Origin of the sequence: Veillonella sp. VA137 (assembly GCF_003992015.1) — a bacterium.
GTDB lineage: Bacteria > Bacillota > Negativicutes > Veillonellales > Veillonellaceae > F0422.
In genome coordinates this window covers 1-12,263 of record NZ_RQVK01000001.1, presented here as the reverse complement: position 1 = coordinate 12,263, position 12,263 = coordinate 1, and the positions used below count along the sequence as shown (strand labels likewise).

Annotated in this window: 9 protein-coding genes and 1 other RNA gene; 1 reads left to right on the top strand and 9 read right to left on the bottom strand. The window is 39.8% G+C overall.

Annotated features, from left to right (window positions below; all coding sequences use genetic code 11):
* The 9 genes from mutL to sigH are packed head-to-tail and all read right to left on the bottom strand — an operon-like array spanning position 1 to position 11,447.
* Positions 1-2,019 (bottom strand): DNA mismatch repair endonuclease MutL, encoded by a 2,019-nt coding sequence (gene mutL, locus EO116_RS00050; protein ID WP_127160104.1) that lies wholly within the window; start codon positions 2,017-2,019, stop codon positions 1-3.
* Positions 2,019-4,619, bottom strand: coding sequence for a DNA mismatch repair protein MutS (gene mutS, locus EO116_RS00045; protein ID WP_127160103.1), 2,601 nt, complete (start codon positions 4,617-4,619; stop codon positions 2,019-2,021). Before mutS ends, mutL begins: the two co-directional genes overlap by 1 nt.
* A 15-nt stretch (positions 4,620-4,634) precedes the next feature.
* Positions 4,635-5,945 (bottom strand): tRNA (N6-isopentenyl adenosine(37)-C2)-methylthiotransferase MiaB, encoded by a 1,311-nt coding sequence (miaB, locus tag EO116_RS00040; protein ID WP_127160102.1) that lies wholly within the window; start codon positions 5,943-5,945, stop codon positions 4,635-4,637.
* Between the two features lies 1 nt (position 5,946).
* A complete protein-coding gene (locus tag EO116_RS00035) occupies positions 5,947-6,804 on the bottom strand; it encodes a hypothetical protein (RefSeq protein WP_127160101.1) in 858 nt (285 codons plus the stop codon).
* Between the two features lie 9 nt (positions 6,805-6,813).
* A complete protein-coding gene (locus EO116_RS00030) occupies positions 6,814-7,641 on the bottom strand; it encodes a PHP domain-containing protein (protein ID WP_127160100.1) in 828 nt (275 codons plus the stop codon).
* A 13-nt stretch (positions 7,642-7,654) separates the two neighbouring features.
* The gene (gene smpB, locus EO116_RS00025; protein WP_127160099.1) at positions 7,655-8,119 is read right to left on the bottom strand and encodes an SsrA-binding protein SmpB; all 465 of its coding nucleotides are present in this window, start codon (positions 8,117-8,119) and stop codon (positions 7,655-7,657) included.
* Positions 8,119-10,491 carry a ribonuclease R gene (gene rnr, locus EO116_RS00020; protein ID WP_127160098.1) on the bottom strand — a complete coding sequence of 791 codons (2,373 nt, stop codon included), beginning with the start codon at positions 10,489-10,491 and terminating at the stop codon, positions 8,119-8,121. The genes smpB and rnr overlap by 1 nt, the downstream gene beginning before the upstream one ends.
* A 55-nt stretch (positions 10,492-10,546) precedes the next feature.
* The gene (gene secG, locus EO116_RS00015; protein ID WP_126939070.1) at positions 10,547-10,783 is read right to left on the bottom strand and encodes a preprotein translocase subunit SecG; all 237 of its coding nucleotides are present in this window, start codon (positions 10,781-10,783) and stop codon (positions 10,547-10,549) included.
* A gap of 19 nt (positions 10,784-10,802) precedes the next feature.
* Positions 10,803-11,447, bottom strand: a complete 645-nt coding sequence (gene sigH, locus EO116_RS00010; protein WP_127160097.1) for an RNA polymerase sporulation sigma factor SigH — start codon at positions 11,445-11,447, stop codon at positions 10,803-10,805.
* A 129-nt stretch (positions 11,448-11,576) separates the two neighbouring features.
* On the opposite strand from sigH, the gene ssrA reads away from it, so the two are divergent.
* Positions 11,577-11,918, top strand: a transfer-messenger RNA (tmRNA) gene (gene ssrA / locus EO116_RS00005).
* Positions 11,919-12,263 lie beyond the last annotated feature (345 nt).

Sequence of the window (12,263 nt, the reverse complement as noted above, 5' to 3'; positions counted from 1 at the left end):
CTAACTCCGTAAAAACAATTTTCCTAATTCATCTGGTGTAAATTTAATAATCGTAGGTCGTCCATGAGGACATACATAGGGCTTATCTGTGGTAAATAAATCATTCAATAAGGCATCAATTTGTACCAAGTTCAGATTATGTCCTGCTTTAATGGCACCACGACAGGAGGAATAGGCCAACATTTCATGACGTAATTGGGCTGCACTTGGACTTTGATGATCATGCATGTAGGAAAATACATATTGTAAAATCTCTGGAACTTTGCTTTCAATAATATCCACAGGATGACCATCAATACGTAAGGAAGTGGGTCCTCCTTGGTCTACTTGGAATCCTAAATCTAACAATGCATCTCTCTGTTCTTCTGCCAATGTTAATTCTTCCTCGCTCACATCCATGTGCATAGGCATTAATAATTCCTGCATTGGAATGGACTCAGATGATTTGCATAGTTTGTCATACCGCACACGTTCGTGCGCTGCATGTTGGTCGATAATGTATAAATCATCGCCTTTTTTTGCCAAAATATAGCAAGAGGCTACTTGGCCCATAGGAAGCAATCCATGATTAGCTACTGTTTTACTAGCATTAGTATCATATGAATTACCATGATCAGTATCATAGGAACTATCTATACCAAGAGCATCCCCAGTGTGAGAATCATCTGCTAGACCTTGTGCTGCACTTAGATATCTCGATACGGATTCATTTCCAGTATGGTTTATATATGGCTCTACAGAACTTGGTACTAAATTAGGCCGTGATTCACGGATAGCTCTGAACCGATCTTTATCCTCTTGAGTATAACTTTTAGGCACAAAGTTTTCATTCACATCAAGGGTTTCGTTAAAGTTAGCTTGCTCATACACAGTGCGCTGTGGCGCTGTATATCCCTTTTGACGAATCGTATCCACGAGAGCCTCTGTTTTTTCACGCATCACTGTAAATCCTTGGGAACGTCCAGTGAATACTTTATCGTAGTCGATGGCTGTAGCAATGGTTTCTTCTTGCTGGCTAGTCCTGTGATGAGTCGGATGTTCTAAGGCTTGTAAAATACTGTTATACACTGCTTTAAAAACTGGTTTATCATCGGAGAATTTCACTTCACTTTTTCTTGGGTGTACATTGATATCTACGGTCCCTGGAGGTACTACGATTTGTAACACCACCAAGGGATAGCCACCTTTTGGTAATAGGGCATGGTACGCCGTATCGATAGCCTTGTAGATAGCTTTGTCGGCAATGACACGTTGGTTTACGATGGTCGTCTGCCATTGACGGCTACTTTTTAGTACCGTTGGCTTGCTGACCACACCTTCCACATAAATACCTTCCGCCTCATAAGCAATGGGAAATACATCTTCACTAACTTTAAATCCATAGAGAGCGGCGATAGTATCCACCATCTTATGATTCCCTGGTGTCATGATGGTAACTCGTGTATCCACAATACATTTGAAAGCAATATGGGTGTGGCTCAGTGCCAGTTTGCCAATCATATCTTGAATCTTATTCGCTTCTGTACGAGTAGATTTTAAAAACTTTCTACGAGCAGGGGTGTTATAGAATAGATCTTTCACCTCAATGGAGGTGCCCACCGATGTGCCACATGGATCGCAATCTACCATATGACCACCTTCGATATAAATCCGTGTGCCCATAGTATCCGTTTCCTGACGGGTCCGTAAGGTAAACTTAGATACAGAGGCAATACTGGCAATCGCTTCACCACGAAAACCTAAAGAGGCAATATCGTATAAATCGTCAGCACTGCGAATTTTACTAGTAGCGTGACGCAATACGGCTAGCCGTGCATCTACTTCGGACATACCGCACCCATTGTCGGTAATACGCATATATTCAATGCCACCTTCTACAATTTCTACTTCAATAGAAGTAGCTCCTGCATCGATAGCATTTTCTACTAACTCTTTGATAACAGAGGCAGGGCGTTCTACCACTTCACCGGCTGCTATCTGATTGATAGTCGTTTCATCTAGGACATGAATGGTTGGCATTACTTGCCACCTCCTTGTTTCGCCTCTTCTTGTAAACGATATAATTCACTGATGGCCTCTATGGGGGTCATACTCATAATATCTAGCTTTAATAACTGATCCAGAATGGGTTGTGTAAATAAATCACCACTCCCGAATAGCGGTCCTGTAGCACTTGGCTTTTCTTTTTTCTTAGGCACTGCTTCCGATACTACTTTTCCATCTTCCAAATGAGATAGAATTGTGTTAGCTCGATCTAGAACAGCCTTAGGAAGACCTGCTAATTTAGCCACATGGATACCATAACTGCGGTCTGCACCACCTTTTACAATGCGGCGCAAAAATAGCACATCATTGCCTTTATCTTTAACTGCCACCGTATAGTTTTTCAGTTTACTATATTGGTCTTCTAGTTCAATCAACTCGTGATAGTGAGTGGCAAACAAACTTTTACAGTGAATGGTTTCACAAATGTGCTCCACCACGGCACGAGCAATACTAAGACCATCAAAGGTAGAAGTACCACGGCCGATTTCATCGAGGATGACTAGACTGTTGCACGTCGCATGCTCTAAGATATAGGATACTTCTTTCATTTCCACCATGAAAGTACTTTGACCAGTAGAGATATCATCACTGGCACCGACGCGGGTAAAAATTCTGTCCACAGGAGCAATAGTGGCCTCTCTCGCTGGAATGAAAGATCCAATTTGTGCCATAATCATGAGCAAAGCCACTTGACGCATGTATGTCGATTTACCTGCCATGTTAGGACCTGTAATAAGAATGAACTCTTCTTCGGAATGGTTCAACACCACGTCATTAGGAATGAACAATTCCTGTTTCAGCAAGGTTTCAATCACTGGATGGCGACCATCTTTGATGGAAATGGCCCCATTTGTAACAATAGTAGGACATATATATTTGTTGGTAAAAGCCACTTCCCCTAAGCTCAAAATCACGTCTAATTGGGCAATGCCACGAGCCGTCTCTTGGATCTCTTTAATATTTTCTTTTGCCTTAAGGCGCAAGTCTTGATACAAAGAATATTCCAACTTTTGAATCTGCTCTTTTGCATTGAGCATTTTTATTTCAAACTCTTTTAGCTCTGGTGTTATATAGCGCTCCGCATTGGTTAAGGTTTGTTTACGGATGAAATAATCTGGCACTAAACCTACTTGCCCTTGGGACACTTCAAAATAGTAGCCAAATACTTTATTGTATCCTGTTTTTAGGCGAATCCCTGTAGCTTGTTTCGCCTCTTCTTCTAAGCGATGTAGCCACTCTTGACTATTGGTAGCCAAAGAACGTAATTCATCTAATTCTGCACTGTATCCATCACGGATGACATGACCATCTTTCAACGCTAACGACGGCTGATCCACGATAGCACGTGTTAAGAGGTCACATAGGTCATCATGAGTATGAATCATAATATGACAGTCTTGAAGAATATTAGAGGTACAATGTTGTATTACCTCTTGAATCATCGGTAAGACCCGCAAAGATTCTCGTAAGGAGGCAAAATCTCTAGGAGACACACTCCCCGTTTCTACACGGCTTAGAATGCGTTCAAAGTCATAGACAGAAGTTAATAAAGAACGCAGTTGACTACGCATGGTCGGATTATCAATAGATTCACCTATTCCCATTTGACGGCGCACGATGCGATGGATATCCATTAAAGGATGCTCAATCCACTGTTTCAACATGCGAGCCCCCATAGGGGTTAATGTTTTATCTAGTACATCTAGGAGTGTACCTTTTTTAGATCCATCTCGAACATTTCTTGTAATCTCCAAATGGCGCAAACAAGATGTGTCCAATATCATGCGGTCTCCCACAGATAGTTGGTGCACATAATTAATGTGAGACGTATCTGTTTTAATAATTTCTTGTAAATAGAGAATTACATAACCTAAGGCTTCTAATACATCTTCTTCTAGCAAGCCGGCGTCAGAAAAATGTTCACGACCTTTTAGACGAATACTGTCTATAGTTTCTGTAGGCGTGAACGGAGACAAGGCTATGCCTGACATTTGACGTGTCAAAAAATCTTGGATACTAGTAGGTAATTCACTACTACCAGCTAGGATAAGCTCTTTTGGTTGATACATGGTGAAAGCATCAAATAAAGAACTTTCACTACCGCAATCCATGCGTTCCCAAATCACTTCACCAGTAGTGATATCCGTGAACAACACAATGCGCTGCCCCCCTGTTTCATAGGTCAAGGCTAAAAAGTTATTTTCTCCATCTTTCGTACCATTTTCACTGAGTACTGTGCCTGGTGTGATGACACGGATGACATCACGTTTTACGATGCCCTTTGCCTCTTTAGGATCTTCCACTTGTTCACAGATGGCTACCTTGTAGCCTTTACTGATGAGTTTTTCAATATAGGATTCTGCAGAATGGAAAGGAACGCCACACATAGGAGCTTTATCTTCTTCACCCGCATTGCGACCTGTTAAGGTGATATTCAATTCTCGTGATGCGGTGATAGCATCGTCGTAAAAAAGCTCGTAAAAGTCGCCTAACCGAAAAAATAATAGTTCCTTTTCATAGCGAGCTTTAATACTAAAATACTGCTCCATCATAGGCGTTTGTTTCTTGCCCATTCTGTTAACTCCTTTCTATAGTACAGTGCCGTATAATACCCACGTTTGTCCTTTATCGATACGTACATCAATAGTATCCCCAACTTTTAAGTTCTCTTGTTTAGGGAATAGGACCATTTTATTGCCCGATGTACGTCCAAACCACATATTTTCATCGGTACGGCTAGGTCCTTCTACAATAATATCATACACCTTACCTTCCATGGCTTGGTTCAACTCGAGAGAAATCTCATTTTGCACGTCCATCAAGGCTTGTAAACGCACACGTTTCACTTCCTCTGGCACTTGCTCTTCAAATTCCGCCGCTGGTGTGCCGGAGCGTTTGGAATAGATGAAAGTAAATGCCATATCATATCGTACGTCTTTCAATAATTGCAATGTTTGTTGGAAATCTTCCTCTGTTTCTCCAGGGAAACCCACAATAATGTCTGTTGTGATAGTAACGCTATCGATTTTTTCACGGCAATATTGTAACAACTCTTTATATTGTTCTACAGAATAATGACGATTCATTCGTTTTAAAATGTTGTCAGATCCAGACTGCACTGGTAAATGTAACTGTGTCACAATATTAGAAGAACGACCTAAGGCATCTACCATGCCTTTCGTCATATCTTGGGGGTGGCTTGTCATATAACGAATACGCTCGATACCTGGAATGCCATCTAAGGCATCTACTAAAGTACCAAAGTCTGTACCATCTTTAAAATCCAAACCATAGGAGTTTACGTTTTGTCCCAACAAAGTGATTTCTTTAAAGCCCTTTTCACCTAGTTCACGCACATCCTTCACAATGGACTCTACAGGTCGGCTAATTTCACGGCCCCGCACATGGGGTACGATACAGTATGTACAGAACTTATTACAACCATTCATAATTGGTACCCACGCAAAGAAAGTACCATTTGGTTTCGCCGCCAGTTCTGGTAATACAGTGTTATCCATTTCTACATTGACTTGGCGTTTTTTCGTACGTTGCACTTCTTTTACCATTTCATTGATATGTTGGATATTATGCGTACCCAATACAATATCAATATGAGGTGCTCGTTTGAACATATCCGCTTGGTTCTTTTGTGCCATACAGCCAGTGATGGCAATGATTAAGTTTTTATTCTTTTCTTTCAAATGCTTTAACTCGCCAATACGGCCATAAATTTTATTTTCCGCTGTTTCACGAACGCAACAAGTATTTAAAATAATCAAATCCGAAGAATCTACATCTTCTGTAGGTACATATCCAACAGACTCTAATTGATGTGCCAATCGTTCTGAATCACTTTCATTCATTTGACAACCGTATGTATAAATATAGTATGACTTCATATTACTCCTTATGCTTGTATTTTACTTTTGATGGCTCAATAGTGCCACCCACCTTAATGGCAAGCCGCTCTATGGACATGCCTGTAATATATTCTATTTCTTGACGTATCGTTTTTTGCAACGTATCCATGATTTCCTTTACCACGAATCCTAACATAACAGTAACGTCAATTTGTAAGATTAACCCATTGGTGACTTCCTTGCTCTTTTTGATATCCATACTGCGCACATCTGTCACACCTGGGGATTTTTCAATGCTATTTTTGATGAGTGCTTGAATCACTGCATCTTCAAAGACCAGTTTTCCATAATAGCTGAAAGCTGGGCGAATAACAGATTTTTCCCAACCTTCATCTTGTTTCGAAGACAATCTAGTTCTGCGCCAGAACGACTTAATAGGGTCGATTAAAAATCCTTTAAAGTGAGGTTTTAACTCCACCGATGGAACGGGAATAATATGTTTTCCCTCTTTTAATCTAGCATGTTGTGCTTTTTCAATATCCTTCGGACTAGCTACATCTTCAATATGAATATAATAGGACGGCCCAGGAATCCCCAAGGCTTTCGTGATTTTTCCAATCATATTCTCCGATGTGCCTAAAATCATAAGGCGTTCTGGTTGAATTTCATCCAGTGCTTTTCGCACACTTTCCACCTGTTGTTTGTCCTGAAAGATAGCACGACGAACGGCTTTAATACGATTTTCTTCTTTTTTAGCAGAAAATCCACCTACGATGCGATTATTATGAATTAATATGCCGTCATCGATAATACAAGATGCGTGGTGTTCATGGGCCACCACTAATGCTCTATGACTTTTACCTGTTCCGCTAGGGCCAATAAATGCGATTACATCCATACTACACCTCTATGCGCCTTGTAAGGCTTTCATAAATTCTGCTACCCATTCACTTTGTATTTCATATTCACCAAGGCCGATACTTTCAGGAAATCGATCTTGTATCCCGTGAAAGTCGGATCCACCGGAGATTAACAATCCCCTATCAGTGGCAAATTGATGGTATTTAGCACTATCCTCAGTAGAATGACTAGAATGATAGACCTCCACTCCGTCAAAAGGAAGCGTTAGCAATTCATGTACATAGGTGTCATTTTCCACTAATTTAGGATGGGCTAACACAGCGATACCACCGGCACGATGAATCAAATCAATGGCCTGTTGTGGGGCATACTTTTCCTTCGGCACAAAGCAAGGACCATTGGGGTTTAACATGGTATCAAAGGCTTCCCCTACGGTTTTCACATAGCCGTGAGCAATCAATAATTGCGCAATATGAGGGCGCCCAAAGGACACAGCATCGGTAAAGGTATTTACCAATTCCTCATAGGAAATATCATAACCTGCGTCCGCACATTTATCCACCATTTTATGGATTCTAGAACGACGTACTTCTTTAAAGTGAGAAATATAATCCTGTAGTTCCGGATGGTCTAAGGAAAATTGATATCCCAATACGTGCACTTCTTTCTCATTGTAATAGGTACTAAACTCACAACCATAATAGATTTGAATTCCCATTCTATCATCTCTTGTTAATTGCCCATAAGCACCTACTTCATCATGATCTGTAATAGACATCGCTTGTATTTGTTTCTCTTTTGCTAATGCCACTAAATCTCTTGGCATATACGTACCGTCTGATACATTCGTATGCATGTGGAAATCGACTAACATAGACCCTCCTTTCCTAACGATTCTGTTCTTTCATACGACGCTCAATATCTCGTTTTGCATCTCGCTCCGCCATATCTTGTCGTTTATCATAATTTTTCTTACCTGTCACAAGGCCAATGGTAACTTTTACATACCCATGACTATAATGAAAGTTTAAGGGAATCAAAGAGTATCCTTTTTCTTTCACTTGGCCTAATAGTTTATGAATTTCACGCTTATGCATAAGCAATTTACGTGTCCGTTCTGGCTCATGATTAAATTGATTGCCTTGCTCATATTTACTGATATGTACTTGGTATAAGAAAAGTTCCCCATTTTCAATGCGACAAAAACTGTCTTTTAAATTAATGCGCCCAGCCCGAATCGACTTCACTTCCGTTCCTGTAAGGGCAATGCCTGCCTCATAGGTTTCATGAATATGAAAGTCATGCCGAGCTTTGCGATTATCTACAATTAATGCATTGTTATCTTTCGCCATTACCGTTTCCTCTGTTTCTTTCCTTGTTTACGATGACTTTTTTTATGTATCGTTTCATAAAACGCTGTTTTCTTTTTTGTATCCAGCTTGCGTAGCATTTGCTCTACCGCTTTCGTGGTACCTGTCGTTTCTATTATATCATGAGTTTGTCTATCTCGATTATTTCGTTTCTCATCTTTTTTCTTTTTATACGGTGATCTATTTTTCCTTTGTGGTCTAGAAAGGGATTGTTTCCTTTCTTGACCTCTCCGTAAGTAGCCATCGATGTATTCTACCTCTCCAATGACAAAATCAATTTGTCTAAGTTCTATATCAGCCTTAATAAGAGTCACAGTAACAGGGGTTCCTAAATGATACTCTTTACCGCTTCTTCTTCCATAAGCCATATAATGCGGTTCATCAAAGACATAATGGTCATCATCCATCAAATTATATGGAACTAAACCATCCACGCCATTGTCAAGTTCAATGAATAAACCAAAGGCAGTAATGGAACTTACATGTCCTTCGAAACTTTCACCTACATATTGTGCCATATACTGGACCTTTTTCATGTCCAAGGTTTCACGTTCTGCTTCTGTGGCGATTTGTTCACGCTCTGAGCAATGAGTGGCTCCATGTGTTAAGTATGCTTCATCAGCGATATATGCAAGTCGTTTTGGCTTGCCACCCAATACATAGCGCAAGAGTCGATGAATCATCAAATCCGGATAGCGACGGATGGGTGATGTAAAATGGGTATATGTGTCAGATGCTAACCCAAAATGCCCAATATGTTCCGAGCTGTATTTCGCTTGTTGCATGGAACGAAGTACCATGATCTGTACCACCGGTTCAATCTCTGTACCGCTGACGGATTGCAATAATTCTTCAATATGCTTAGGCTCTACCTTGCTTGGTAATTTCACAGGATATCCAGAATGATGTAGGACAGTAATAAGTTGCTCTAACTTAGCATCCTTTGGATCTTCATGGATACGATATATGGATGTGTCCAAACGTTCACTAAGAAAAGTTGCCACCGTTTCATTGGCCAACAGCATGCATTGTTCAATTAATTTTTCTGCAATGGTTCTATCTTTTCGTATGATTCGTTGAGGAATGCCCGTAGCATCTAAGAGAACTTTATACTCTGGAAGCTCAAAACTTATGGCCCCAGCTTGTTGGCGCATCTTTATTAATTGGTATGCCAATGTTTCCAAAGTTCGTACCATATCCATGAGAGGTGCCAAATCATCAGGAATAATGTTCTCTTCTAAGGCTAAGTAAATCTCCTTGTAGCTACAACGACGAGTGATATGAATAATGGATGGCTTTATAGAATAGTGCAACACTTTACCTTGAGGACTTACTTCCATAATACAGGACATAGCATAGCGATCTTCTTTAGCTTTCAAAGAGCAAATGCCGTTTGATAGCTCCACCGGTAACATAGGGATGACACGGTCCACCAAATAGACACTGGTACCACGGCGGTATGCCTCTTGGTCAATAATAGATCCAGTCGGTACATAGTGGCTGACATCTGCAATATGAACCCCCAATTCAATATTGCCATTGTCCAATACTTTCGCATGCACAGCATCATCTAAATCCTTCGCATCTTCTCCATCGATGGTGATCATTTCTTGGTGGCGTAAATCTAAGCGGTCTACTTCATCAGTAATTGTGAAAGAAATCTTCCGGGCCTCTTCTTGCACATCTTTTGGAAACTCTTTTGGCAAATCAAAGGTAGCCATCACGGACAATACATCTAAATCCAGTGTAGAACTATCCCCTACAATTCCCACAATTTTGCCTTCTGCTTTGCGATGTTCCTCTGGCCAAGCTGTCAATTCAACTACTACGGTGGCACCACTTCGTGCATCCATAGTACATTCTAAAGGAATATAAATATCCTCACCTAATCGTTCATTATGAGGTGTCACAAAGCCACTTTTAGGAAGTCGTTCAAATATGCCTACTACACGAGTTGTATTTCGAGTCACAACACGACGAATGATACCTTCTGCATTTCGTTTACTCGTACCTTTTCGCTTGATAATATATTCTACTTCATCATCATGCATAGCTGTACCTGCACAACCATTGGGAATGAATACATCTGGTAAATTACCTTCCGAAGGTATAACAAATCCAAATCCTTTTTTACTTGCCTTATAAATTCCTATTAGGTGAGGGCCCTCTGTTTTTTGATAGACCCCATATTCACCGTCTTTAATACGAATGCATCCTTCTTCTTCTAACTCATGTAATACAGAAAAATAAGCCTGAATCTCTTCGCCTTTATAACCTAAGATGAAAGGAACATCTTCGATATGATAGGATTCAGGCCATATATCTCTAAAAAATCCTAATATTTCTTCTCTCATAGTACCTCAGTATTTCTATAAAAAAAACCTACCATAGGGTAGGGTTTTTTATGTATTAATAAGAACTTAACACTAAATCTAAAGCTAGACTAACTAATACGAACAAAGTAGCAAGAATCACCGTACAGCGTGATAAAAATCCATCTACGCCACGCTCTTTACCACCAAATACGGAATCTGCTGCACCAGAAACAGCACCGCCCATACCTGCGCTTTTACCAGTTTGTGCTACTACTACCACAATTAAAAGAATAGAAATAATAATTTCAACAACCATTAGAAAATCTCTCATGAATCTCTTCCTTTCTGTATCAACGGCTATGACCGAAGTACACTTCCATTTTTTTCTTTACTCGCTGCAATGCATTATCAATGGATTTTACAGAACGATGATGTTCTTCTGCCATCTCTTGATACGACTTGGCATCCATATATCCACGCAATACATCCCACTCTAGAGGACTAAGAACAGCCTCCATTACTTCCTTAATCAGAGCATATTGCTCTCTATTGATGACTACCTCTTGGGGATCTAGATTTTTTTCTGTCTCTAACACTTCAATGAGCGTTCGTTCTGAGTCATCATAGGCTGGCTTATTTAAAGAGATATACGAGTTCAAAGGGATATGTTTTTGACGACTCGCCCCTTTTATGGCAGAAATGATTTGTCGCGTAATACATAATTCAGCAAACGCTTTAAAGCTAACCTCATGGTCTTGATTAAAATCACGCGTTGCTTTATATAAACCAATCATGCCTTCTTGTATAATATCTTCTTTATCAGCACCCATTAAAAAATAGGACCTAGCTTTGGATCGAACAAAATTTTTATATCGTTGCACAATATAATCAGTAGCATAATGATTATTCTCACGTTGATAGATAGTAACAATTTCTTCATCAGTTAATGAAGAAAAACGCTCAAACTCAGCTACTGTTTCTGTTTCATATGACATAGGATTCCTCCTGTGACTCTGTACTAGGAATGATATTTAATAGTATACACTATCTATATAAAAAAGTACATATTTACATTTGACTTTCACAACATATATCTATATAATTATAAGACAATAATAACATATGGGGACGTAAAGGTTTCGACAGGTATGGGTGTATCTTAGAAAGCGAGCTGGTGTCTCACTCGACCATAAATCAGTGAACCTTAAATTAAACGCAGAAGAAAATTTTGCATTAGCTGCATAAGCTACGTCACACCTTCTCTCGCCCGTGGAGAGGGATGTGGCGTCAAACTACGGGCTAGCTAGTTCTATCCGCTCAATTAGATCTAGTTAAATCTCATGAGCTAGGATAGCTTAGGTTGTTGGTGTCCAAACACTATCCAAAATTTAAAACATCAACTGCGCTCGGAGAGGTCTAGGGGGCAACATGTTTGGACAGGGGTTCGACTCCCCTCGTCTCCACCACAATACCAAATGAAATAACCGCTTATTCATAAGTGTTCGTAAGTGTTCACGAATCCGATGAATAAGCGGTTTTTTAGTGTTCTATACTATTTTCAATGTTCGTAAGTGTTCGTATAGTTTAGGTAATTTTAGGCTCTATAATAAATGTTGGGGCTACTCATATAAGAGTAGTCGCCAACATTCTTTTTTTGCAATAAAATAGACATATACAAACTCAAACCGTATCATAAAAGTAACCACACAATTAAGAAAGGATGAGTCATATATGTCTACAGTTAATTATACAGAAATTATCTTTAAAATTAAAGAGGAATATATCAAACATACAAGAGTAAATGAGGACGG